The sequence below is a fragment of the Bacillus sp. es.036 genome (assembly GCF_002563635.1).
GTDB lineage: Bacteria > Bacillota > Bacilli > Bacillales > Guptibacillaceae > Guptibacillus.
In genome coordinates, this window is sequence record NZ_PDIZ01000001.1 from 465,751 (window position 1) to 490,232 (window position 24,482).

Annotated in this window: 29 protein-coding genes and 1 riboswitch; of the genes, 17 read left to right on the forward strand and 12 right to left on the reverse strand. The window is 40.3% G+C overall.

Annotated elements, in window-relative coordinates:
* Nucleotides 1-10 precede the first annotated feature (10 nt).
* Nucleotides 11-1,927, reverse strand: coding sequence for a TOMM precursor leader peptide-binding protein (locus tag ATG70_RS02445; protein ID WP_098442791.1), 1,917 nt, complete (start codon nt 1,925-1,927; stop codon nt 11-13).
* Nucleotides 1,924-3,828, reverse strand: a complete 1,905-nt coding sequence (locus ATG70_RS02450; RefSeq protein ID WP_098442792.1) for a putative thiazole-containing bacteriocin maturation protein — start codon at nt 3,826-3,828, stop codon at nt 1,924-1,926. The genes ATG70_RS02445 and ATG70_RS02450 overlap by 4 nt, the downstream gene beginning before the upstream one ends.
* A gap of 954 nt (nt 3,829-4,782) precedes the next feature.
* Nucleotides 4,783-4,883, forward strand: a riboswitch (guanidine-I (ykkC/yxkD leader).
* Nucleotides 4,884-4,959: 76 nt separating this feature from the next.
* On the opposite strand from ATG70_RS02450, the gene ATG70_RS02465 reads away from it, so the two are divergent.
* Complete coding sequence (locus ATG70_RS02465) at nt 4,960-5,301, forward strand: DMT family transporter (protein ID WP_098442795.1); 342 nt, start codon at nt 4,960-4,962, stop codon at nt 5,299-5,301.
* Nucleotides 5,301-5,615, forward strand: a complete 315-nt coding sequence (locus tag ATG70_RS02470; protein WP_098442796.1) for a DMT family transporter — start codon at nt 5,301-5,303, stop codon at nt 5,613-5,615. The genes ATG70_RS02465 and ATG70_RS02470 overlap by 1 nt, the downstream gene beginning before the upstream one ends.
* 254 nt (nt 5,616-5,869) lie before the next feature.
* Here ATG70_RS02470 and ATG70_RS02475 read toward each other — a convergent pair whose 3' ends face one another.
* The 3 genes from ATG70_RS02475 to ATG70_RS02490 all read right to left on the reverse strand — a co-directional run bounded on the left by ATG70_RS02475 (nt 5,870) and on the right by ATG70_RS02490 (nt 8,278).
* Nucleotides 5,870-6,340 (reverse strand): MarR family winged helix-turn-helix transcriptional regulator, encoded by a 471-nt coding sequence (locus ATG70_RS02475; protein ID WP_098442797.1) that lies wholly within the window; start codon nt 6,338-6,340, stop codon nt 5,870-5,872.
* Nucleotides 6,341-6,691: 351 nt separating this feature from the next.
* Complete coding sequence (locus ATG70_RS02480; protein ID WP_098442798.1) at nt 6,692-7,519, reverse strand: STAS domain-containing protein; 828 nt, start codon at nt 7,517-7,519, stop codon at nt 6,692-6,694.
* A 363-nt stretch (nt 7,520-7,882) separates the two neighbouring features.
* The gene (locus tag ATG70_RS02490; RefSeq protein WP_098442800.1) at nt 7,883-8,278 is read right to left on the reverse strand and encodes a VOC family protein; all 396 of its coding nucleotides are present in this window, start codon (nt 8,276-8,278) and stop codon (nt 7,883-7,885) included.
* Nucleotides 8,279-8,446: 168 nt separating this feature from the next.
* On the opposite strand from ATG70_RS02490, the gene ATG70_RS02495 reads away from it, so the two are divergent.
* The 6 genes from ATG70_RS02495 to ATG70_RS02520 all read left to right on the forward strand — a co-directional run bounded on the left by ATG70_RS02495 (nt 8,447) and on the right by ATG70_RS02520 (nt 12,622).
* Nucleotides 8,447-8,794 (forward strand): YciI family protein, encoded by a 348-nt coding sequence (locus ATG70_RS02495; protein WP_098442801.1) that lies wholly within the window; start codon nt 8,447-8,449, stop codon nt 8,792-8,794.
* A gap of 31 nt (nt 8,795-8,825) precedes the next feature.
* On the forward strand, nt 8,826-9,653 hold the full coding sequence (locus tag ATG70_RS02500) for a GNAT family N-acetyltransferase (protein WP_142329539.1): 828 nt from the start codon (nt 8,826-8,828) through the stop codon (nt 9,651-9,653).
* Nucleotides 9,654-9,771: 118 nt separating this feature from the next.
* Nucleotides 9,772-10,641: a GNAT family N-acetyltransferase gene (locus ATG70_RS02505; protein WP_098442803.1), complete on the forward strand. Its 870-nt coding sequence runs from the start codon at nt 9,772-9,774 to the stop codon at nt 10,639-10,641.
* 127 nt (nt 10,642-10,768) lie between these two features.
* Complete coding sequence (locus ATG70_RS02510) at nt 10,769-11,146, forward strand: GntR family transcriptional regulator (RefSeq protein ID WP_098442804.1); 378 nt, start codon at nt 10,769-10,771, stop codon at nt 11,144-11,146.
* Nucleotides 11,146-12,021, forward strand: a complete 876-nt coding sequence (locus tag ATG70_RS02515; protein ID WP_373560750.1) for an ABC transporter ATP-binding protein — start codon at nt 11,146-11,148, stop codon at nt 12,019-12,021. Before ATG70_RS02510 ends, ATG70_RS02515 begins: the two co-directional genes overlap by 1 nt.
* A complete protein-coding gene (locus tag ATG70_RS02520; RefSeq protein ID WP_098442806.1) occupies nt 12,014-12,622 on the forward strand; it encodes an ABC-2 transporter permease in 609 nt (202 codons plus the stop codon). The genes ATG70_RS02515 and ATG70_RS02520 overlap by 8 nt, the downstream gene beginning before the upstream one ends.
* A 164-nt stretch (nt 12,623-12,786) precedes the next feature.
* Here ATG70_RS02520 and ATG70_RS22120 read toward each other — a convergent pair whose 3' ends face one another.
* Together ATG70_RS22120 and ATG70_RS02530 are read right to left on the reverse strand one after the other, a co-directional pair.
* Nucleotides 12,787-13,092, reverse strand: a complete 306-nt coding sequence (locus ATG70_RS22120) for a heterocycloanthracin/sonorensin family bacteriocin (RefSeq protein WP_142329540.1) — start codon at nt 13,090-13,092, stop codon at nt 12,787-12,789.
* Between the two features lie 259 nt (nt 13,093-13,351).
* The gene (locus tag ATG70_RS02530; protein ID WP_098442807.1) at nt 13,352-13,720 is read right to left on the reverse strand and encodes a VOC family protein; all 369 of its coding nucleotides are present in this window, start codon (nt 13,718-13,720) and stop codon (nt 13,352-13,354) included.
* Nucleotides 13,721-13,880: 160 nt separating this feature from the next.
* Here ATG70_RS02530 and ATG70_RS02535 point away from each other — a divergent pair, with 160 nt between their 5' ends.
* The 5 genes from ATG70_RS02535 to ATG70_RS02555 all read left to right on the forward strand — a co-directional run bounded on the left by ATG70_RS02535 (nt 13,881) and on the right by ATG70_RS02555 (nt 17,490).
* Nucleotides 13,881-14,642, forward strand: a complete 762-nt coding sequence (locus ATG70_RS02535; RefSeq protein WP_098442808.1) for a phosphotransferase family protein — start codon at nt 13,881-13,883, stop codon at nt 14,640-14,642.
* A 125-nt stretch (nt 14,643-14,767) separates the two neighbouring features.
* Complete coding sequence (locus tag ATG70_RS22300; protein ID WP_168212286.1) at nt 14,768-14,944, forward strand: hypothetical protein; 177 nt, start codon at nt 14,768-14,770, stop codon at nt 14,942-14,944.
* 76 nt (nt 14,945-15,020) lie between these two features.
* Nucleotides 15,021-15,563 (forward strand): nucleotidyltransferase family protein, encoded by a 543-nt coding sequence (locus tag ATG70_RS02540; RefSeq protein WP_098445691.1) that lies wholly within the window; start codon nt 15,021-15,023, stop codon nt 15,561-15,563.
* A gap of 194 nt (nt 15,564-15,757) precedes the next feature.
* Nucleotides 15,758-16,663, forward strand: a complete 906-nt coding sequence (locus ATG70_RS02545) for a DUF4367 domain-containing protein (protein WP_098442809.1) — start codon at nt 15,758-15,760, stop codon at nt 16,661-16,663.
* A 416-nt stretch (nt 16,664-17,079) separates the two neighbouring features.
* Complete coding sequence (locus ATG70_RS02555) at nt 17,080-17,490, forward strand: HIT family protein (RefSeq protein ID WP_098442811.1); 411 nt, start codon at nt 17,080-17,082, stop codon at nt 17,488-17,490.
* A gap of 158 nt (nt 17,491-17,648) precedes the next feature.
* On the opposite strand, the gene ATG70_RS02560 is transcribed toward ATG70_RS02555, so the two are convergent.
* The 4 genes from ATG70_RS02560 to ATG70_RS02575 all read right to left on the reverse strand — a co-directional run bounded on the left by ATG70_RS02560 (nt 17,649) and on the right by ATG70_RS02575 (nt 21,511).
* Nucleotides 17,649-18,347 carry an ABC transporter ATP-binding protein gene (locus ATG70_RS02560; protein WP_098442812.1) on the reverse strand — a complete coding sequence of 233 codons (699 nt, stop codon included), beginning with the start codon at nt 18,345-18,347 and terminating at the stop codon, nt 17,649-17,651.
* A gap of 1 nt (nt 18,348) precedes the next feature.
* Nucleotides 18,349-19,377 carry an ABC transporter permease gene (locus tag ATG70_RS02565; RefSeq protein WP_098442813.1) on the reverse strand — a complete coding sequence of 343 codons (1,029 nt, stop codon included), beginning with the start codon at nt 19,375-19,377 and terminating at the stop codon, nt 18,349-18,351.
* Nucleotides 19,378-19,466: 89 nt separating this feature from the next.
* Nucleotides 19,467-20,840, reverse strand: a complete 1,374-nt coding sequence (locus tag ATG70_RS02570; protein ID WP_257147592.1) for a sensor histidine kinase — start codon at nt 20,838-20,840, stop codon at nt 19,467-19,469.
* Nucleotides 20,837-21,511, reverse strand: a complete 675-nt coding sequence (locus ATG70_RS02575; RefSeq protein WP_179886158.1) for a response regulator transcription factor — start codon at nt 21,509-21,511, stop codon at nt 20,837-20,839. The genes ATG70_RS02570 and ATG70_RS02575 overlap by 4 nt, the downstream gene beginning before the upstream one ends.
* Before the next feature lie 294 nt (nt 21,512-21,805).
* Between ATG70_RS02575 and ATG70_RS02580 the strand changes: the two genes are divergently transcribed.
* The 4 genes from ATG70_RS02580 to ATG70_RS02595 are packed head-to-tail and all read left to right on the forward strand — an operon-like array spanning nt 21,806 to nt 24,140.
* On the forward strand, nt 21,806-22,672 hold the full coding sequence (locus ATG70_RS02580) for an ABC transporter ATP-binding protein (protein ID WP_179886159.1): 867 nt from the start codon (nt 21,806-21,808) through the stop codon (nt 22,670-22,672).
* Nucleotides 22,669-23,385 carry a hypothetical protein gene (locus tag ATG70_RS02585; RefSeq protein ID WP_098442815.1) on the forward strand — a complete coding sequence of 239 codons (717 nt, stop codon included), beginning with the start codon at nt 22,669-22,671 and terminating at the stop codon, nt 23,383-23,385. The genes ATG70_RS02580 and ATG70_RS02585 overlap by 4 nt, the downstream gene beginning before the upstream one ends.
* A gap of 20 nt (nt 23,386-23,405) precedes the next feature.
* Complete coding sequence (locus tag ATG70_RS02590) at nt 23,406-23,933, forward strand: DUF6773 family protein (protein WP_098442816.1); 528 nt, start codon at nt 23,406-23,408, stop codon at nt 23,931-23,933.
* Nucleotides 23,934-23,939: 6 nt separating this feature from the next.
* Nucleotides 23,940-24,140: a helix-turn-helix transcriptional regulator gene (locus ATG70_RS02595; protein ID WP_098442817.1), complete on the forward strand. Its 201-nt coding sequence runs from the start codon at nt 23,940-23,942 to the stop codon at nt 24,138-24,140.
* 50 nt (nt 24,141-24,190) lie between these two features.
* Here ATG70_RS02595 and ATG70_RS22125 read toward each other — a convergent pair whose 3' ends face one another.
* Complete coding sequence (locus tag ATG70_RS22125) at nt 24,191-24,370, reverse strand: hypothetical protein (RefSeq protein ID WP_142329541.1); 180 nt, start codon at nt 24,368-24,370, stop codon at nt 24,191-24,193.
* Nucleotides 24,371-24,482: the final 112 nt, after the last annotated feature.

A 24,482-nucleotide genomic window follows, 5' to 3' on the forward strand; every position in this document is an offset into this window, starting at 1 on the left:
CCTTGCTACGTTAAGGAAATGGATGCGGAAAAGGGTTGAGCTCCTCAACCGTTAAGTCTCGATCAACAAACCCGAGTTCTTTTGGAACCGCTAATGCTCTGCTTAATCCCGTGACGCGTCTAAGGTGATGGCCAAACGTCATCGGCAGCATGCCTGGAATGATTACTTTTGCGCAGTGGAGGCCGTTCCGTTTTATTTCTGGTGTTGTTTGGTCCACTACGATTACGTCTAAGTTTAATTGACGGAACGTTTGTAACAAGCTATTCAGATCATCGGTTAGATCATCATGATGTTTTGACGGTTGAAACGCTTCCTGGAATGTTTGCAACGGTCGATTCTGATTTAGTAAAAAGTGAAGACGTTCTTCTGCTTCAGGTAGCCCGTAAAGCATGCCGTGATCATCCATTTTCTTAACAAGCGAAGAGTCATGATACATGGCTAGAAAATCGTTTTTCTTCTTTTTAAATTCTTTATTTAACGGCGTGATCATGCCCACACTTTCAAAGATCGCGCTTTTCACAGCGCGAACGGGGTCGAGATGGGCACCAGCTGCACACATTAAATTTAAGCGATCAGTATCAGAGGTGCGGTTTTTCGTAATCGTTAAAATACACGGGATGCCGTGTTCCATCGTGGCATTGTATAAATAAAGGTCATAACCAGTTATCTCTTGCATGCGGTCGATCATTAAGTGGAGCTCTTGGTCGTTTGATGAGTAAGGATCAATTTGCGGAAGCTGGAGCTGAGCGTACCAGGTGATGAGAAAAGAGTCGCGTTCAAGCACTTCCATCATGCCGTAGAAAATGGCTTCTTCAAGACTTCCTCCGATCGCACAGCCGTTTGACGTTTCAAACACAAACCCATCCCCGCAGCCCATGCTGTAATACGCGAGACGCTCAGGAACGAGAATGGGCTCGTTTTCAATGAGTGAGTAGCCCCACACCCAGTTCATTTTTCGATCAGGATGAAAAGGGGTGAACGGATAACCGTGCTCCGCGTACTGTTCTTCTGAATGAACACCGAGATGAAGCGGGTTCAAGGCGCGGTCCAGGTTACGATAGGAATCGTGAACAACGGTTCTTTTTCCTTTCGGATCAATCCCACACGATCGTTCTAATCCTTCCAAAATCGCAGTCATTTGACTCATTGCATACGAATTTGTTCTGCCTGCTGAGCCTTCATTTCCATTGAAGAGAGGGAGGTTTACGATTGCATCAGCATATGTTGTTTCGAAATCGATCATCATACGATTTAACAAACCTGTGCGAGGATCGAGATAGTCTCTTGAAAGCACGTTGCGTAAGTCGTTCATCGACCGAGTGCGGTAGCCGCTAACTTTTATACTTGGTTTTAGCGTCATGACTTCGTCCGTGTCTTCTGGCAGAGAACTGCAAACGGAACAGTAGGCGTCTGGCAAGATTCGATGGCGAGAGCACTCAAGGGAAGCCAAGTTAAGTAGGTGGATAGCCCCTTCTAATTGAGCTGAGCCCAGCACTTCATTTTTGATCAGCTGAGCCATTTGCAGAAGACCGGTTTGCGAGATCCATTGATCCTCAATCGCGTTATCACTTTGGGTTAGTACCTGCTGAATTTTCCATAGATCTTCACGGTCGGTTGCGGCCATCATCTTTCTTGTATCGGCACACTGTGAACAGCCTGCCATACTAGGGCGAACAAGTGGACCGATCACACCCTCGCCAAAAGATAAGAAAGCGCGTAGCCAATTGATTCCGAGCTCTCGTGCCACTTCTTCGGCTTGTTTGTGGAGTGATGGATTCCAGCAGTCATGAATGACGAGTAATAGCGATGTCTCCTCAGGTATCGTCCCTGCAAGATCTGGAAGAAGCGTGAGGTGATGGGGATTGAGTTGTTCCACTACGCAATCTCGCAGCAAGCCATTTCCGACTAAGGTAATGCTAGCGCTCACGTCGTCTCCCCCTCTCTTAACAGCACGCCATAGATGTCTATTGCTCCATCTTTTTTAAACGTTTCAAGATTTATTTTTACAATGGAAAGTTCCTTGTTTTGTTGTTCGAAACGGTTTATGACAGAACGAAGAACGGTCGCCTGATCGTTTGCGTCATAAACAGGGACATCAATGGATTGGATCGGTTTATCTTCAACCGGAATCGCTGAAAAAGAGAGAGCTGCCGAAATGGTCTTGTTTTGCGCTTCTTTAACGGCTTGGAGAAGCGCACGTCGTAATGGGAGCTCGAGCGTCATCCCGACGCTTCCGTACCAGCGATTATCCTGAGCTTTCCTCCATACGACCGGTAGTCCGTGCGTATCTTTTCCTAAAGCGAGGTCCGGTACTTTCTGCATCGTCGTTAAAACTTTCAAATAGTAGCGACAGGTGTTGTCTTCAACATGTTGAGGTGCAAATCTACAAATGCCTTCCATACACTGATCCGCTTTTTGATTCCATTCCTCTTCTAACGATGTTTGCAGTGCCCGACTGACAGCCTCAACAAACGTTTCTCCAGCACCTATGTGGAGATCGGTTTCTGAGTACGTAGCCTTTTCGAAAGGAGAGGGGAGTGACGAGATAATTTCCTCTTTTAATGGGAGGACGTACTCTTCAATTCCCGTCAACCCGGCATCCCGCCTTGCTTCTTCGTGTGTTAAAGCTGTGCTTATCTGGCTCGGATGTAGCATAGAGGATCCGGATGGTTTGACGTTAACCGTCTGAATCTCACATTGAGCTAAAGGTAATTGACTCAGCTCGCCTTCTTCCCACTTGTGAAAAATGCCTAACTCGCTGGTTAGCTGACTGAAATAGTAAAGGAGTTTGTTCGGATCTTTTTTCTTCTGTTCACTAAATTCTTTGGAGACCTTGTCGACTTCGATCTTTCCTGAGACGAGCGGATGAGGGCGATAGGGATGCCATTTGCCTTCAAGGGTTTCAAGATTAAGTAGAAACGCCTGATTGTTCGAAAGTACAGGGATGCCCGTGCTCTTTTTAAACCATTCAAATACGACCATATTTGCGAGCATCGCCCCAGCAGGCGGTGAAAAGGAGCCGGTGTTTTGCGGTTCATGTAAACTTCCCCACGCAGATTCCCAGCAGCCGCTATCCGGAGTAACAAGAGGGCCGGCCATTCCAACTCCTTTCGTGCAGAAGGCGGGGAGAAACGGCTTTTTCCTTTCTTTACAGGCATGAAGGAGACTGCGTAGCTCCTGCACATTTTCTTCGGAAGACACATATAAAATTGCGTCGAATGGTTCGATCTGCCTTTCCCAGGCGATCGGCCCTCTTTTTACCAAAACTTCAATCGAGACTTCAGGATCAGATTTTCTTGCAGCTGTTTCTAATTGTTTGATTCGTTGTGGGTTCGTCTTTTCATCTGTTAGTAGCGTCTGGAAACGAGGCAAACCAGATGTAAGTAATGATGAAACCAGCCCAATTAACATCGATCCTTCTCCAACAACGAGAATGCTTTTCTGCCTGTATTGCTGAAACCTGTACGCACCGGAATCAGAAAAGCTTTCGATGTATTCAATCTGTGAAGCGAACTTCTCCACCACATGTGATGGTAATTCGTGGGGAAGATCGTGACTAACGTCACGAAGAAACCCATTCGTATAGAGGGTATTTGTAATCTCGTAAACTCGATCACGATAAGGCTTTGTAAGCCCCTCTGTGAGGTTTTCTAGTGAATATTCGCCGTTATACATCGGTATTAGCTTTTCGATCCATTGATGGATGGTGCTCCCTTCCATTCGAAAGGAACCTGCATTGTTTCTGAAATAGACGCTTCCACTCGGTTCCGGCATGAAAAAAGTGCCTTTCTGTAGCTTTAAACGCATGGAAGGCTGAACATTCGTCATGACATACCTCCTGACCCATAGTTCTGACTTCATACTATGAGTCTATGTTCAGCGCTTTGTCTCATATGTGTGGACAAATAGTAGGAACCCTCCCTAGAAAAATACTTGGGTAACATAGGAAAAGTTTGAAACCATTCTCTAGGAAAAATACGTTTAAGGAATAATTAATGTTTGGAATATTATAGGTGGGAGGGGTAATGTGGTAAATACTAATTTCATCTTTATTGGCTCGATCTTACTTGTTTTATCGTACTTAGTAGGTGTGGAAAAACAAACGTGGTAAATGGATTTCATCAAAATAGGGTGAGTGACAAAGAAAAATCATCCAAGATTATCGGCATTTATAATCTGTTTTCGGGTGTACTATTGGTGATCTTATCATTTATATTTACTGATAGTGGGACAGAGACTTCAATAGGAATTGCACTTCCTCTAGTGGCTTTAGGATATCTTATGTTGGCCATCTATGTGAATTTGAACTTAGTTGATAAATAGTTGTCTTAACCAAGTGCTTTTCCAACCTGTAGACGAACAGATCGCACACCTAACGATTGATCGCCTCAACCATGTCGTCATCTCGCTGGAAAAAAGCCGAGCCCCCCATAACAAAACCTCCACGCAAAGAAGAAGAATAACAACCCAACTCCACAGAAGTAAAAAATGATGTTGAAACTGATCGATAAAAGTTATCGAGTTTTGTCGATCTGAAATTGCCATCGAAAAAGCGTAAAACATCCCAAAGGTAAAGTTCCTCGACCACTGACTCACATCATACATGAATAAGCCCTTTTGCCAACCGTATACTTGTACTCTCTTGACAGCTTTTACGATTTCAATCGTCTCAACTTCTTTACGGAGTTTCCAACTTCTAAAGTCCTTTTTCACTACAGTTGTTCTCTATTTCCCTTGTTTTTTTACTGCAATTCGTGTTAAATTAATTTCAATTGAATAAAATCGATTGTTTTCTAGGGTTCCGTAACTTATTAAGTTGGTCTGGTCCGAGAGAAAACACACAGTTTTCAATTGTGACACGGAAGGATAAAAGCCTGGGAGATGCTGTTTAACAGTGATCTCTCAGGCTTTTTGTTTATTAGTTGTTTTGGGGAGAATATAGATGGAGGTGCTTGGTAATTGGATAAAAATTGGTTGAAAGTGTTTATTGCTGCTTTTTTTGAAGTTTTGTGGGTAATTGGTTTAAACCACGCAAGTGACTTTGGGACCTGGGCTGGAACGGTTGTCTCGATCATAATAAGCTTCTATTTAATGATTATAGCGGGAAGAGAACTACCTGTAGGAACGGTGTATGCTGTTTTTGTAGGATTGGGTACAGCAGGAACTGTTTTATCAGATATCCTATTTTTTGGTGAACCATTTAAGGTTGGAAAAATTCTATTGATTGTTGTTTTATTAGCAGGTGTCATTGGATTGAAGATAGTTACAATAGATAAAGAACTAGAAGGAGAGCAATCGTAATGGCGTGGGGATCTTTACTATTAGCAGGATTATTTGAAATGCTTGGTGTTGTTATGATAAACAAACTGCATAAGGACAAAAATTGGCAATCTTTAGTTATGTTAATTCTTAGTTTTGGGGCAAGTTTTCTTTTTTTAGCTTTTGCAATGAACAGTATAGCGATGGGGACTGCTTATGCCATCTGGACTGGAATTGGAGCATCCGGTGGAGCAATAGTAGGAATGTATTTATATGGTGAATCAAAAGATTGGAAAAGGCTTTTATTTATAGGAATGGTTTTAGGTGCAGCGATTGGTTTAAAATTGATTTCATAAAAAATAGTGAAGAGAGACTTTCTCCTTCATTCATCATCCCCTGAAAGAGCGCTTATCTTTTCATAGATAAACGCTCTTTTCTACTTCCAACAACAAAACACGACTAAACTATCCATTTGCCAATGTAATCAGTAAATTTCATCACAGGCCAGCACGTTGCTTATTTAATCGAAAAGCATTATACCGTTGGTGGATCTTTTTCTACTCACGAAAACCACATTGAATGGCGAATTGTTGAAGCTTTTTTAGTTTAATCAGCTACCGATTCTTTTGGAGGTTTGTTCTACCCATTCTACAAATGAATCACCATAGAAGTGTTTGTTCATATCAGATACGATGGACATGAATTCAGCTCGTTTGTGTGGATCCATTTCCTTCATATAGTTCCAGAATTGATATTCGTAGGTCGAAGAGGTGTGCAGAATGTTCTTACCTTCAGGGCTGAGTGAGACATAGGTAACACGTCGATCCTGATTCTTTTTCGTCTGGATGACCAGTTCTTTTTTTGTCATACGGGTTAAGACCTGAGCGACTGTTGAAATATCCAGTAGACTCAATTCAGCTAGTTTGGTGAGGGTGATGGATTTTTCTAGATACACAATCCACAATATATGTTGTTCTGCCTGAGTGATCCCCAAATCTTTTGCGGCCATCTGCCATTCCTTATCTAACACTTTGAATGCCGCTCGCATGTGATTCATGATGTAATGCAATTGGTTTTCCATACATCGATCCTTTCCAAAAAGGTTTAGTTCTATTTTACTATAAAATGCAATAAGCGGGAAATGATCTGATAGACTAGCAAAGCATTAGTAGCTTAAAAGATAACACATTCATTGGATGAATTTTACTATTTATAAGGGGAAGTACAGGAGGTCATAATCCTTTAAGTAGAAAAATGTGGGATTTACCATATAAGTGCCACTTATTAAGTGTTGATGAATAAGACTGAAGGGCCAGCCATTATTACTGTAGCAGACACGGATGGTAATCCGAAATTTCCGTTAGGGGGAAAGCGAGCTTATAATTAATCATAATGAAATAAGGCGCTATTAAAGCGCCGCATGTGCTCACCATTATGTAATAAAATACTTTTCTAGTGCCTGCTGTAATGTTCCAAGTGTTTTTGTTTTTTCATTTAACATCATACCGAGATCCGTAACTTTTCGGACAACTGCTTTCCTTAATCCAGTTATGACTGTGTTACATCCCATTAGTGAAGCACCATCAATGATTTGCATCAATCGGTAAACATCATCACCACTAATATCTGCTACTCCTGATAAGTCTATAATCAATGTCTGAAGACGCATATCGCTTATTACGGTTAGCACCTTATCCTCAAGGACTTCGGTTCTTTGAGCATCAATTGTCCCGATTAAAGGGAGGATGCTTACTGAGTGGTTAATGGGTATAATTGGCACAGACAAATTTTTAACTTGTTCTTTTTGAGCGTTTATAAGGGAATCTTTATATTTTGTATAACTTATGAAGAAAGAATTTAAAAAGTAGTCTACCCGGTTGTTAATTTGTTTTTCCATTTCAAAGAAATCAAAACTCTTATTGCTACCTTGCAATTCAGTATATTTCTGGAAAAACACCCACAGCGTTCGTCGTATAGCTTGCACCCACTCTAACTTAAACGAGATAGCAAGGGAATGTGTTGCCCAGGCAATCCCTTCTTTTTCTGCAAACGAGTGAAGTTCATGATCTTTCTCTTCAATGATATAAACAACGAGTGAATGAGCATTGGTCACAAGGTCGATATTCCCTATTCTTAGTATTTCTTCAATCTTATCCTTTACGGTGACAGCTTCTTGTAGGAGCGTTTCTGTAAATGTTTTACTGTTTTCTTCGAAGAATTCTATAAATTGAAAATATTTTTCGTGCGTGAACGTTTTCAATTTCCTCTCCTCCAATAGTAAAAAATTAGTTATTTTAGTATAAAACAATTTTCGTTTTTTTTCAGTACATTTTCCAATGGCTTTTCATTACCTCTAATCCAACGTTACTACCTGGGGGGAGTGTAGAATCATCCGCAGAGTTACTTTTAACAACCTGCTTTGGAAGCGACAGCTTATGCCATTGTATTCGAGGCATAAACCAGCCAATTGAGCCCATTTTCGCTATTTTTATTGCCCATCTCTTAATAAGTGCTAGATCCAGACGGTAATCCAATATTATTCGAACAACATCGTTAAGGGGAAAGCCACATCATAATTAATAAAAAAAAGCGCGGTTAGGCGCCTTTCTAGTTTTGATAAATGCTACTTCGCACTTTCATCTGGCTGATGAACACCAAAGATGTTTCCTTCCGTATCCTTATAGTATCCCTGCCACGCCATCCCCGGCAGTGCGTATTTTGGCAATGCGACCACACCGCCTTTTTCAAGAATTTTTCCTTCAATTTTATCGTAATCTTCTACCCCCATCGTACAGGCATAGCCGTTTACAGGCTGATTTGGTTCTGGAGGTGGACCTTGACGCTGCATAAGTGCGCCGTTAATGCCAGGCTGATCGTCACCACCAGTGACAACGCCAAAATAAGGCATGCCAGCGAAATCGCTCCAGTCTTCAAATGTCCATCCAAATACGTCCCCATAAAACTGTTTTGCGCGGTCCATGTCATCAACGTGAATTTCGAAATGCACGATTCTTCCCATGATTCCCTCCTAAAGGTCTTTGTGTCTTCATCTTGTATTTTCGATAAGGCGCATAAGCACTCCTTTTAAAATGAACGCAGATTTTTGATGGAAGGAGGATTCTTTTCTTTTATCGAATAGGTAGAAGGGAGAATCTAAGCCGGTAATTGTCAAAGAGGAGGAGATTTGATGCTGTTTATGCTGATCGTGAAAGCATCGAAGAATTCGGAAGCTGGAAATGTACCAAGTGCTGAGCTGAGGGAAGCGATGTCAACATACAATCAAGAATTAGTAAAAGCTGGCGTTCGGTTGATGGCAAAGGGCCTTCATCCAAGTTCGGATGGACTACGTATTTCGTATCCGAACGGCGCTCCTGTCGTTGAAGAAGGTCCGTTTACCGAAACGAAAGACATCACTGCCGGTTTTATTCTCATTGATGTGGAGTCAAAAGAGGAAGCGGTTAAGTGGGCGATACGCATGCCTGACCCGCAAGGATATGGCGAGGGCCAGGTTGAACTGCGTCAAGTCTTTGAGTAGGTTTAATTCATGTGTAGTAGGAGGGAGCAACATGATTCATGAACTTAAACAAGATGAATTCTACAAATGCAAAACGTTATTAAATGACATCGGACATCTAGAAGCAAAAGCGGTCATCGAGGGGAATAACCCTGGGCGCGTTTTTGTCGATCATCTCGAGACCCCTAAAGCAGGGCTTATCTGGTTAGGGAATCATGACGGTTTTTTCTTTATTGGAGATGAACAAAGTGATGTGTTTCTTCAAGAAATCAATGATTTTATGGAAACGACAATTACTCCTGAAGCAAGACAGCTGAACTTAACGACTTTTATCGCTATTGGAAACCATTCAAGGTGGGATAAAACAATCGAGATGCTCTTCACCCATCGGGACATGAATAAATCCAATCAAAATGTGTATCGACTCGAACACCCTAAAGAGCAGCATCATCCTTCCATTAAACCCGTGTACCAGGTCATCAAAATCAGCGAAGCTGTCCTTAACGATCAGAACCATTCAATTACCAATAAACGCATCTTACAGTCGAAGATAGCTGAATTCTGGGCTTCACCTAATGACTTTTTTGATAAGGGAATCGGGTATGGCGTTGTCTATCAAAATCAACTTGTGAGTTTGGGTTTTTCAGGATTTGTAGCTGGAAATGTTCATGGGTTAGATATGGAAACCATCGAGGATCATCAAGGGAATAAATTAGGTCAGCTGGCAGCGTCCAGTGTGGTGAAGGAATGTGTTAATAAGGGGATGGTTCCATATTGGGACTGTGAAGAGGCAAATCAGGCTTCGAATGCCATTGCGAGAAAGGTAGGGTTAGAGAAATTCTTTTCTTACAATGTGTATCTTTTTCCGATTGATTCCTAAATGAATGTAAAAAGAGGTGAGTGTATTGTTCTGAGGTTTTTATAGAGGATGGGGGAGATTAGGGAAACGGGGAAGAAATCAAATAGTTGAGGAAACCACTTCCTGGGGGGAGATTTATTTGAGTTCAATCAGAACAATGACTAGGTCTGACATCCATAAAGTTTCGATGCTAATTGCAGAGTTAAACAATAAGGAAGATTCGTACATTGGCTATTGTGGAACAGAAGTTGAAGAGATTGCTAACTCTTTTGTAGAAGATATAACGGATGTTCATTATACGAAGAGTTTTGTCGTAGCTTATGAGAAAGATGAGTTGATTGGTGTTTTAGGATTTGATGCTTCCCTAGAAAGTCAATATGCAGAAATATGGGGGCCATTTGCGAAAGAACCTGGATGGACCAACCAATTATGGACTGAAATGGAGAAATTACTACCCCCTAATATACATCAACTCCATATGTTCACAAGTAATCACAATCGAAATCTATTAAGTTTCGCTAAGGAATTGGGATTTGTTAAACAAAGTGAGCAAACTATATTAACAGTTTCTCGTGAGGATAGGCAGCAAATAAAAGATGAACCGATTGTGGAACTTACGGAAGAGTACTTCTCAGAGATAATACAATTACATAATGAAGCTTTTCCAGAAACCTATTATAACGGACAACAATTGATCGAGCGCCTTAGTCCGAATCGAAAAGTGTTTATTGTTAAAAAATCCAATCAGCTAAAAGGATACATCTATGTGGAGGCTGAACCAGCGTTTGGAGAGGCTAGCATTGAGTATATGGCCGTTAAAGACTTGGAACGAGGTAAGGGGTTTGGGAAGCAGCTGATAAATGGTGCCATTCAATGGCTATTTTCTTATGAGAATATTGCTTCCATTACCATATGTGTTAACGCAGCTAATGAAACAGCCATAAAATTGTATAAGAAGGTTGGTTTTGAGCACGAACATGATTTAGTATTTTTGCAGAAGAATAGGTGATTGTTACCAGGGAACTTCTCATTATGAAGTTCTTTTTTTATATTGTGGAAATAAAATCCAGATAATTATTGTATATATTGTATATAATGTATATAATGATGTTTAGATAATTGAAAGAGGTTTTTTAATGAAAATTATAATTTCCAACAGTTCAAAGACACCGATTTATGAACAGATTCACCTTCAATTAAAAGAACAGATCCTAGCAGGTGATCTGAAGTCAGGACAGCCACTTCCATCGATGCGTCAATTGGCGAAGGATCTAAATGTTAGTCTCATAACATCTAAACGCGCTTATGAGGAACTTGAAAAAAATGGGTTCATTTATTCTATCGTTGGAAAAGGGTCATTTGTATCGGAACAAAATAAGGAAATGATTAAGGAAAGAAAAATGCAGGGGATTGAAGAGCAATTGGTGACTGCCATCAAAAATAGTAAAGACATCGGCGTCACACTAACCGAATTAAAAGAGTTGCTGACTATATTATATAGGGGGGAAGAATGATGCAAGATGAAAATGTTATAGAACTCCAGCATGTCTGTAAGTCCTTTGAAGGTTTTAGCTTAAGGGACTTTTCGTTAAAAGTTAAAAAGGGTTATGTGACAGGATTTATCGGTGGAAATGGTGTAGGGAAGTCCACCACAATTAAACTGATTATGAATTTGTTACAACCTGATAGTGGATCGGTTTCTGTATTTGGATTAAATTACAAAGATCATGAAAAAGAAATTAAGCAGCGAATTGGATTTGTATTTGATGAAAATGTTTTCTATGAACATCTCACACTAGCTGAGATTAAAGCGATTGTGAGAAATGCATATGTGAATTGGGATGAACAGATATTCAACGAATATGTGAGCATGTTTAACTTACCGCTAACTAAAAAAATGCAAACATTTTCAAAAGGAATGATGATTAAAGCGTCTTTAAGTATCGCACTGTCTCATCATGCGGAATTAATTATTATGGATGAACCCACTTCAGGATTAGATCCTATTTTTCGAAGAGAACTATTAGATCTGTTGCATGAACTTCTGCAAGATGGGGATAAAACAATCTTTTTTTCCACTCATATTACATCTGATCTAGCCTCGATTGCTGATTATATAACCTTTATTCATGATGGAAAGCATATTTTCACGAAAGATTTTCAAGAAATTGAGGAGGAATATGCGATTGTAAAAGGGGGGCTGGAATTACTAGATCAGGAAACAGAACAGGAATTTATAGCTGTACGAAAAATGCCTTATGGATTTGAAGCTTTAACCTCAGATAAACAACGCGCAAGGAGTATATATGGAGAAATGGCGCATTATGAAGCTCCAACTCTTGAAGATATCATGTATTTCACAAAAAAAGGAGAAAGATCTCTTGTTTAACTTAATACGTAAAGATATCATCTTACTAAAAAAAACGATGCTCGTATTATTGGCAATTTTATGTGTGTATTTGATCTTAGATTTTTCTATTATCTGGGTAGGAATCCTTTGTAGTATTGTGATATCGATGCTTGCCTTTACGCTTGATGAAAAATCCACTATCCAACTATTGCTTAACTCTCTCCCCTATACAAGGAAAGAGATCGTGAGTTCAAAGTATATTGTTGCCGTTCTCTTTACACTATTGATCGGTGCAGTTACTTATATTGGTAACATAATCATCCATGGAGAAATGACTTCTTGGAAAGAACTATTGTTCATGATTGCTGTTGTGATGTCGATTCTGTCATTCATATTTCCTTTTTGTTATAAATTTAAAAGCAATTATCTTATGATAGCGGCAATTGGTTTATTTGCATTGTATCTGTTAACAGTTACTTTTTTTATCCATGATTTAAATGACCGAATGAGAGCGTTTGTTAAGTTGCTTATAACTTCCGACAATACTGTAGAATATCTTGTTATAGGGGTGTCCGTTTTCCTTTTATACATAGGTTCAGGATTTGTGTCCCTTCGTATTTATAGAAAGAAATTGTTTTAATTGACTTATAAAAAATTTCACTTAAGATATGTGTTCGTTTTAAATGGATTCATCATTTAAAGAACCTGGAAGTGCTTAGCGCTTCCAGGTTCTTTTTCGTTGATTTATGTGATTTAGCATTAAGTGTACTTGGAATAGTTAGTCGATTTCACGATTGATCCGGTTCAGCGACCACCGCATCTGCCACATCCACCACATCTTGCGGCACATCCACCACAACCTGCGCATCGCGCACAGCGAGCACATCCACCACAGCCAGCACAACCGCCGCAACCCGCACAGCCGGCACAGCCAACGCAACCCGCACAGCGGAAACACCCAAAGCATACAAACCCAATTATACGAGTATCATTTGGATCTACATTCTGATCCCCATTTGGATAATAGTTCGCTTGCTCGCAAGGAACTAACTCCTGGGCATGGTACTCTCCAACATCTAAGTGCTGAAGATCGTTTTGAAATTGATTCATTTCTGTCACCTCCATCAAACGTTCTTCATGGACTGAAATCCATTTTCCTAAGCGCTTATCTTATGAAACACTTTCTTCAACACACTATGTAGATGGGCTGGGTGATGTTCCTAATGAAAGCGCGGAAAGTATGTGGACAAAGTGGTAGGAACAGGGATGTTTCCGTTGAAAAGAGGCGAAGGGCTCTGTGTTGCGTTATGGGAGGATAAAGTTTAAGGGCGTTAAAAAAAGCTACCCTTAACGAGTAGCTAAAGAAATGTTAGTTATGTACCTGCAGTTTGTTTCCGTTAGGGTCATAAAAGTGAAAGAATTGGTGTCCCTCATCCTCCTGGATCGGCTCTACTTTCACATCTTGATCAACTAAATAGTTATAGAGTCGATTAATGTTTGAAGTAGTCAGACCAACAGAAAATTCTGGTTCACCATTTTTGAAGAAGTGGCCTCTCGAGTTCTCGTCTGCTTCTACTAAAACGAAGAGGGGACCTTCTTCAAGCGATAAGACCGCCAAATCACCTCGATTAAATTTTAAGGTGAACTGTAAACACTCTGAGTACCAGGAAACGGACTCACTGAGATTGACGACTGGTATTCGAATATAGTGAATACCATTAAAAAGTGAATGGCTCATATTGTTCCTCCTATCGGTAGCATTTCCTACATACATTTCGTTCCAATTCCATCGTCTCCTTTTAATTATTATAAATATTAATAGATTTATTGATCGAATTTTGAAATAATTGGTATGGTGAAAAGTCGTTATCTCTAATAGAAAGTGCAGGCGGGTACTCATGGAAAAAGAGATGAAAAGTAAAGTAGAAGAAATAATAGGAAAAATAGAGCGAATGAGTTTATTACAAGATCAGGGGTGTACCTCAGAAGTGCATCAAGTCGTCACAGAGGAAGGCAGCTATGTGCTAAAAAGTTCCTATGAACGAAAATATCGAGAATGGTTAAGAAATGAAGCTGTTGTATTAGAAAAGCTAAATACGAACACAGAGATCCCAATGCCGAGCTATTATGGTTATTTTGAAGGGAAGAATAGTAGCCATCTCATTATGTCATTTGAGAAGGGGATAACATTAACCACTGCATTAAGAGAAGCAGAGATGCAAGAACAACTGTCATTAATTAAGAGTTTTGGACAGTTTCTTCAACGTCTCCATGAAACGACTGATACTGGGTTCCAAAATAATTATTGGCTTGCTGAACAGTTAAAAAAGGCGGAGAGTTACCTGGAAACTGGTCACGCTGACGGGGATTTAATGCTTTTACAGAAGATAACATTAGATCAACCATCAAGCGTCCAACAAACGATGATACACGGGGACTGCACTACCGATAATGTGATGGTTATAAACGGAAAAGTGAGTATGTTTATTGATGTTGCGGGAATGACGATAGGCGATCCTAGGTATGATGAATCCTTAGCGATTCGAAAATGGATTAACCATCAAGAATCCATAGAGGCTTTTTACGAAGGATACCGTCGATATAAGGTGTCTAAAGAAGAGTTCGCGTATTTCAATGAGGGGTTATATGAATTTTTCTAACCTAGCTAACAATTAATTTATGGATCAACTAAAAAGGAACAATAGCTGCTTACTAATCGTCATTATAATAGATAGTCAATACTAAGAGATAGATTTCGATCTGTCGTGATAAAAGGAGAGAGCGTATGGGAGTTTGGTATTTCTTACTCTTGTTTATTGGATTGTTTTTAGTAGGAAAAGGACTCATTGGAAGTAAACGAATTTCTTTCGTTTGTATAGGCGCACTATTTATCTTGTTCGCTCTATTTATGTTTTCACCGGGGAGTGATGAGATCATTGCTGATTTATTGAATTTGAACTGAAAGGAAAATTGATATAGAAAACGAAGGGCCGTAACTTTCCAAACGAGGTGTTGGCTTGAAGACAAAAGAGGATATCATGAAGCTAATCGAAAACGATGAACGAATGATGGAAATCATCAAGGCTGCAAGTCAGCTGAATTTGCCAGATTGGTGGATTTGTGCTGGGTTTGTGCGTTCAAAAATTTGGGATACCGTGCATGGATTTGAAAACAGTACTGATCCGCCAGATGTTGATGTTATTTATTATGATCAAGAAGAAATAAGTGAAAAAACTGAAAAAGAATTAGAAGCTGAGTTGAAGAGAATCCTTCCAGATGTACCGTGGTCTGTGAAGAATGAAGCACGAATGCACGTGAAGAATCACATAGAACCCTACACTTCTGCAGAGGATGCGATTTCCAAGTTTCCAGAAACCGCAACGGCTCTTGGGGTCAAAATCGATAAGGATAACAATCTTATTCTTACTGCTCCCTGGGGTGTCGATGATGTGATCAATTTAGAGTTGAAGCCGACACCTTTTATTAAAGAGAGTGAAGAAAGAACTGCCATTTATAGAGAGCGAGTGATAAAGAAAAATTGGAAGGGGATTTGGGAGAAGATCGAAGTGTTTCAGTTATAAAATGATGCTTTTAGATGGAGATTATCTGCGATGAGGTAGTCTCTTTTTTATAATTGAAATAGAATGGCAGAGTCTAGTTAAAGGCTAAATTCTTAAATAAACACAACAAATTTCTAGTTAGTTACCAATTTTTGAAACTTTATACAGTTGCTGATCGTACATATAACAAGAGCCAACAAAACGGAGGTTGTTTTTTGCTTAAAAAAATCTTATTCATTACGATGGTGCTCATCATAACTGCTGGTTGTGCATCTAACCAGCCTGCTAGCGAAAACACGGAAGAAGAGAATACGACGAAAGATGATGTCACAACGGTGCTTGAGCAAATATTTTCAGGACCGGATGAAGAATTAACACAGATTTATGAAGAGGAAAAGTACGAAGAGGTTTCTACCTACTACATGGACAAATTCAACTCTTACTTTACAGAAGACTATATGGAGAGTGCGATGAACAACGATTTACTAAACAGCTTTCATCGTAAGGCGTACGGAAATGGTGTTGAAATGGCTATTGGGACCATAAACGTTGTGCAGAGTGAGGACACAGCAACCGCCTATGATTTTGACATACAAGTCAATGTAAGCAATGGTCAAACGGCGGATGTTAGTGGAAGAGTCAACACAAACGAAGAAGGAAAGATTACGCAAATCCGTTATATGGATCCTCAATCATTGCCCTATGCTTTCGATACAGCAACAGAAACAGAAGATGGACTGTTCGTATATGATCGTTCAAGATTAGTAAGTCGAACTGGAGATGAAGCCTATCAGCCTATGTTTCCAACAGTGATGCCTTTTGAAGTGGACGGGGTAGAAATCAAACATGAGAGTAAGGATGATAGCACCATAACGTTTGTTTTTCATGGCGAAACGGGTGAAAAGATGGAATTGATGACCGTTAAAAATGGTGAGATCTCTTCTGATCAGTTAGAGACAGAGGAGGTTTCAATTGGAGATCAAAAAGGACAATATGCCGGAACAGAAGGCGAGACGCAGCGGTTGATTTGGACAAATGGTTCGATCACCTATGAGTTGAAAGGGAAGATAGAGGGCTTATCAAAAGAAGATTTGCTTACAGTTGCGGAGTCTTTTGAATAAGGGAGGATTGAGGGGGAGCTGAGTATATCAGCTCTCTTTTACTAGTTACCTAGTATTGCCTGGATGTTCGTTTTTTGAAATAATTGGGATATGTATTGTTATACTAACGATTTCTGTCTTTTCCTTTACGTAGACTGGGAGCAACTATGAAGAATCCACATATAAAGCCTCCAATAGCAGAGCCAGTTAAGGCACTCCATTTTGGAGGTTCACCATCTAATAGTAAAGCGATCAAGATCCATACGAAAGGATACATAAGTATACCCACGAATCCCCAGATGAACCGGTTTTTCATATCCAACACTCCTGTTATTTTCTTCATACCTACTAGTTACCTTCTTGGTAGTGGATTAAACGAAGGACAGATTTAGACCGTAAAATCCTTGGGTGATTTTAAAAAAAGAAGGGGGATTTTATTGACTTACAAAGAGGAATGTCTATTTTGTCATCCTGAAAGAGACGACAAACAAAAGATCCTATTTGAAAATGAATCTTGCTATTTCTTACAACATGACGATCAACAAGATGTTTTAGAAGGCTGCGGAGTGATTGTTCCTAAGAAGCATCACGCTAACGCATTTGAATTATCGAAAGAAGAGTGGAACGACACCTATGAACTTTTACAGGATGCAAAGGAATACCTCGATCAAGCCTTTGCTCCAGATGGCTATACACTGGGTTGGAATGTTGGAGAAGTTTCCAATCAATTCATTTTTCATAGTCATCTGCATGTTATACCAAGATATGATGACGAACCTTTAGCGGGGAAAGGATTGCGTTACTGGTTAAAGCAGCCTGAAAATAAAAGAAAAAAACCACATCAGTAGTACTTTCATTGTAAGAGGTTCGATTATTAATAAGAGGAAGGAGTGTTTCAGTTTCAAATCATGTTGCTGGATAAGGGGAAATCCTGTCGCTGTGCCAATTAAGTTTCAATTAGATGAAAAGAAGTACTAGTGAGTTTCCGCTAGCACTTCTGTTTATCTTACATGGATTTCGCAGCACGATTCTTCAGGATCTTTCCATCACTCATCGTGACAACACGATCCGCATAAGCTAACATTTCTTCATCATGAGTCACCGTTAATGTGGTCATCCCTAGCGATTTCGTTACGTGCTGAATCAACGCCATGGTGTCTTTTGACCTTTTAGAATCTAAACTTGCTGTTGGCTCGTCTGCAAACAGAACTTTGGGGTTGTGGATAATGGCGCGTGCGACGGCGACTCGTTGTTTTTCTCCGCCTGATAAGGAGGAAGGGTAGGCTGTAAGACGATGCGTCATTCCCACCTTTTCTAATACGCCCGTTATCTGTTTTCGCTTGTCGTGCTTGTTTATTTTCATTTCAGCCACGTCCATCATCATTGAAAGTTGTTCTTCCACTGTCAGAAAAGGAACGAGGTGGGATGACTGAAAAACAAAACCGAAATGATGCGCTCGGATGTTTCGCACCTGTTCTGATCGTAATTCTGCTAAATTCTGATTTTCAAAAAGGACGCGACCGCTTGAGAGAGGTTGAAGACCGGCAGCAATTGTCAGCAAAGTACTTTTTCCTGAACCTGAAGCACCGATTAACGCGGTTACTTCCCCTTTTTGAAGCGATAAATCGACCCCTTTTAACACTTCTTCTTCGATTTCTCCATTTATGAACGATTTTCTTATTTGTTCTAATAGTAGTTGTGTCATGTTAAGCCTCTCCTTGTTGAATAGCCTGCAAAGGTTCAATTTTCCTAATTTGAAAGCCTGATAACGTCGATCCTAAGAAACCAACAATCACGAAGACGAAGGATAGTTGAATTGTTGTTGTAAGAGTTAAGTGATAAGGCATTGTATCAGGAGCAATTACTTGAAAAACTTGGCTCAGTAGTCCAGAAACGAAAAGAGCTAGTATCGTAATAAGCGCCATCTGACTCCAAATCATTTTAAACAAATCCCCCGTGCGAATCCCGAGTGCTTTAAGAATGCCGTACATCCCGATTTTCTGGACATTCATCATATAAAAGAAAATCGCAAACAGCATGCCGCTAATCACAACGAGAAACCAAACAATCATATTTAGCGTCATTTGTTCAGCCTGGTAACTTGGAATGGTAGAGAGAAATTCGTTCTTAGAAAAGGACTGCACCCCGCTAATCTCCTCGGTTGTATTAGGACGATAAATGAGCTGCAATTCATCCGTTCGAAACATGTTTTTAAATGATTCCTGATTAATAAACGCAACGGGCGAGTGGTTGAACTTTTTGTTATCAACAAAATCAATCACCTTAAATGTTCCGTCAAAGAGAGGGCTGGTTAGTTCATCTCCAACATTGATGCCTTCCGCTTTTAACGAGCGATCGAGAATCACTTCTCCTTTGTTTACCTGTTTAAACAATGGTGTATCGGTAGAAGTGAGGAAGGCAACGCTTTGCTGATTGTCTGCTTCGTTTTTGAGTGAACCCATTTGAAGGGAAAAGGCAAATGCGTCCTGGTCGCTCTCAAGGATTTCATCCCGTTTCTTCTCTTCAAGATGAGATTGCGTGTAGGACTCATTTGAGTCCTCACTCATGTAAAACGTGCCCTCTGGCATGTTTTTGATCAATGAGACGTTGTCTTGAGATAAGCCATTTGCAAGACCAGAAATTATGAACGTGACCAGACTAATGAGTAGCACGATGGAGCCAACGATAAGAAATTTCGGTTTATTTTTCTTCATTTCTTTCCAAGCCATATTCATTTACCATCATTCCTTTCTATAAGAAAAACCTTTCGTTCCTGACACTGATTACTTTAAATCAGTTAAGTGAACAAAAGGTTAATGAACGATTACAAATGTGGAAGAGTGATTGTAAATGTGGTGCCTTTTCCTAACTTACTTTCGACGAGAATATCACCTTGATGGAGTTCAATAATTTCTTTTACAATGGATAAGCCCAAGCCTGTGCCTTGCTGTGTTCTTGTACGTGCTAGGTCGGCACGATAAAAGCGATCAAAGATTTGTTCTTTTTCATTCGGCTCCAAGCCGATGCCTGTATCCGTAAAGGTTAGTTCGATTTGGTCTTGAGCGTCTTTTAGCATAACTTCAATCGATCCACCTGGCTCGTTGTATTTTATTGCGTTCGTTAAAAGATTTTCCCAGGCGGTATATAACAGCTCCGGATTCCCTTTAAATTGAACTTCGTCAAGAGTATAGGTTAAAGAAAGCTCCTTTTCATCGATTCGCCAATAATAGCGATGTAACAGGCTTTTTAATTGAGCGGATAAATCAACCGCTTTTCTGGAGTGATCTTTCTCTTTTGGTTCAAGTGAGGATAGCGTTAATAGCTGTTTGGATAAAATGGACATCCGTTCTGCTTCCTCTTGAATGACACGCAAGTATGCTTTTCTATCTTCCTCGGAAAGGGCATTGTTTTCTAATAAACGACTGTACCCCTGTATATTTAATAAAGGCGTCTGAATATCGTGCGATACATTTGAGACAAATGACTTCCGAAGCTTGTCTAATTTACCGAGCCTTGCGATCATTTCTTTGAAATTCTGCGCTAGCTGGCCAATCTCATCTCTTCGATGAATGTCTAAGTGGACATCAAAACCTTCTTCTCGCACTTTATTCGTTGCGTGAGATAACTTTCGGATTGGGCGAATCAGCATCGCGGACCATATGAGCTCTGCGAGTAAACTTAAGATAAAGATCACGAACACCATCCAGCCTAAAAGGAGATGGATCTCGTTAAATAAGAGTTTAATATCTGGTCGCAAAAATAGCGCATACTGCGTACCCTCGTAGGTCAACGGCACACCGACTGAATTTTTTAGCTCGTTGGCGAAGAACCCCGTTACAAATGTTTTCTTCGGAAATTCCTTCATGCCATGATAGGGTTGTCCATCTAAGACGTCTTCGATCGCTTCTTGCGATACGTTTTTTTCTTTAAATTCTCCTCCATAAAAACGGCTTTCTCCCTGCCCAACTAAAAAAAGCTGGTACCCTGTTGCCGCGGTATGGCTAAGGTAATCTTCTAGGTCCGCCTGTGTTTCGGCGAACTCCGCTATGTTTGTCGCGATCCCCATGTTTTTCGCGTCATTTTCCGGTTTTAAATTGTTTTGGTAGTAAGCATTCGCAAAGAAAAAGCCAATAACGGAACTGACCAACATAATGATTAGCGTTGTTAGGATAAATTTCGAGTAGAGGGATTTCATCATGACGTGACCTCTAGCTTATAGCCAATTCCGCGAACGGTAACAATTTTGATGCTTGAGGTGACCGCTCCGATCCGTTCACGGATCCTCTTAATGTGAACATTTAACGTTCTCTCATCCCCTTCGAAATCAAGTCCCCATATGTTTTCAATCAGATAATCTCGATTAAAAACTTGGTTCGGTCGAGAAGCCAATAGGGCTAGTAACTCAAACTCCTTTAAAGGCATGAGAAGGTGCTGTTTTCCAATTTGCACCTCATAATTTCTTTTATCAATTTTTACATCAGCCAGCTGAATCGTATACTGACTCGGCTTATCATATCGTCTTAAAACAGCTTGGACACGAAAAATCAGTTCCTTCGGTTCAAACGGTTTAACGATATAATCATCTGTTCCGGCAGTGAATCCTTGTTCTTTATCATGCAGCTCGCCTTTGGCAGTTAATAAGATAACGGGAAGGTCGTACGTATCTCGAACTTTTTTGGTAAGTGTATATCCGTCTAATCCTGGCATCATCACATCCACGATCGCGAGGTCAATCGTAACTTCTTCTAATCGAGCTAAAGCTTCTATGCCATTTCTTGACGTGAATGTATGAAATCCAGCATCTCGGAGCGTAACTTCGACAAGATTTAAAATGTGCGGATCGTCATCGATGATTAAGATGGAAATCACGTTTTTCATCCTTTCTGTACAGAATCTCTCCCACCTATCTTACAACGTAAAGGTGAACAAAAGATTAACGGGTAAGAGATCGTCCCGAATTTTATTTAGCGGATTTGGCCCGTTCGTTTCACATACCGTCTCATTCATTCTTTCTCAACAATGATTTGCTCAAGCGTTTTTTATCAATTTTTTATTAAAAAGAAAATTAAAACTACCTAAATGACAAATATATATTGCAAAAAGACATTGATGTTATATAATGGAAAAAGAAGGATATGGTTCATTTAAATGAGGGGGATGAAGATGAGTATTGAGATGCGTGCACTTTCAAAGACGTTCCATAAGAAGGAACGAGCACTTTCTGACGTTACCTTGTCGCTACGAAAAGGAGAGGTTGTTGGGCTAGTTGGTCCGAATGGGGCGGGCAAGACAACGTTAATGAAAGTTATCGCTGGGATTATCGTGCAATATGACGGAGAGCTTACCTTCAGTGAGCAAGGTCGGTCAGTTGGGAGTTTAATTGAGAAGCCGAAGTTCTTTCCGAATAAAAGTGGACGATACAATATCCATTATTTTCGTTCCTTGTTTGGTGGAGACGATGAACGTTTCGATGAAATCATTCAGTCTCTTGGTATGGAGTCGTACTTAAAGAAAAAGGTGAAGGACTATTCGCTTGGGATGAAGCAGCGTCTTGGGATTGCGCTCGCGCTTATTTCAAACCCAGATTATCTCGTATTGGATGAACCGACAAATGGCATGGACCCGGATGGAATACGAAATATCCTTGGCTACTTAAAAAAGCTCGCAAAAGAAAGACGCATTGGCATACTGATTTCCAGTCACATTTTAGAAGATATCGAGAATGTAAGTGATCGTGTTTATGTGATTAAAGAAGGACGGTTGATTAATGAGTATGCAAGGGAACAAAATCGTGCGGAAATTTTAGAGCTACTGTTTTCAGAAGGAGATCTTCCTCAAGCTGTGCATGTGTTAGCCGGATACGAAGGAGTGACCCGAAGTGGAAGTGTTCTTTCGGTTCCATTTGATGGTGATATGAAACAGGTACTCCAATATTTAGGGAAGCACGATCTTTATCCAACGGATGTAAAGAGGAAAAAGGACACGCTTGAGGATTTCTATTTTCAAAATATGGAGAGTGAAGCGAAGTGAATTTTGGACAGTACATGAAGCTTGAGATAAAACGTAACCTTAGCTTGCCGCTGTTTCTGTCGATTGCATTTGCCTTTTTGTTTGGTGGTGGGATTGTTTATTCGATTTACGAGCTTGGTGGGCCGTTTCACCCTCGGAATGTTTCAGGATTATATGCGAGTATCGCAACGGTGGCACTAGGCGTATTTTGTGCGAAAGTCGTTATTGCGGATCTGCATCATGGAACGATCTATCTTTTGTTTACGTCAGCTCGAGATCGGATCATCTTTTTAGTGTCACGTGTTTTGGTGATTTCGATTGTGTCCTTCATGTTCGGGCTCGGGTGTGCAACGCTTCTTTATGTCAATCATGCCTTGAATGGTCAGGCTTTTTCAGTAGCGGATGTTGGGATGGCCGTGCTGCAATATGTGTTGTTCGGAGTCTTTTTCACCTTACTCTTTCAAGTGATCTCGATGTATTATCAGAAGGTGATTCAGCTGTTAATCCTTTCACTAGTGACGATTTTGGTGCTACCAGGGTTACTTGGTATCGTGTTTCAGGTCGATGCGATTCCTGAGTTTGTGAAAAATCTTGTTGCATATGCACCGTTCTATAGTTTACCGAATCAACTGCCGTTTCTTGCGCTGGATAGGATAGAAATGGGTGTTACTGCGGTTGTTAGTTTGCTATTGTTTGTGTTTGCGTATGAGCGGTTACCGAAGATTGATTACTAGCAGGAGGAGGAAGAGGAACGATGGGATTTGGTTTTAAGAAAAGGCAAAAAGATGAGCGGGTGACCAATCTTCAAAATAAGATTTACCGGGAAATGTACATTTTAATTGTGGTGATTTGTGCTTTGTCTGTTTTGTATAAACAGTTTCTCGTTGAAGGGGGAATACAGCATTTATGGACAGAGATGATTATTTTTAGTTTCGGTTCTGGGTATTATCTTATACGATCAACGATGCTTGGCATCTTTTCAGATGAGGTAGAGATGCACGATCGTTCGAGTAAGATGAGCTTTAGTAAACGGAATTTCTTGATCAGTCTTTTCTTGGGAGTGGGTTTTTCTCTGTTCCTCGCGATCAGAAACTCTTTGAAGTATGGAGATGGTACTCAGGAAACGGTATATTTTTTCTTAACCATTTTATTTTTTTGCTTAGTGATTTATATTCCTGTCTTATTTGGCATAATGGTGTTACCCTATGCGGTAGCGAAGTATAAAAGTGATAAGGTAAATGAGCAGGAGTTAGAAGAGATGGATGATGAAGATGTGCGGTGATGAATGGTGAAGAATGTACGATTAAAAATGGCGAGAGTCGAGCACGATCTCTCCCAGCAGGAGCTAGCCAAAAAAGTAGGCGTATCGAGACAGACGATTGGGCTGATTGAGCTCGGAAAATACAACCCATCGCTACAGTTATGTTTATCGATCTGTTGGGCGTTAAATAAATCGCTTGATGAGTTGTTTTGGATGGATCCGGAATAGAGGAAAAGCTACGTCATTCTACGAGTTGTGGAGTGAGGTAGCTTTTTTTGTTATTTAGGTTGTTTTCCGAAGTTAAGCGCGATCGAAATGATGCCTACAAGGAAACATGGAAAACTAATGAGTAAGGCTTCAACCCATGTATTTCCGATTGTTCGGTACAATACGATGGCTAAGGTAGCGACGATAAAGTATATAGGTATGAACTTTCTTGATAACAGTAATTTATTCATAAGATCCAGCTCCAACGCTACGAGACTCGTTTTAAAGTTTCAATGATTGCTTTCGACACATTCTAACATAAAACGGGTGGTAACGGGTGGTGACAGGCACCTACCAGCAGGC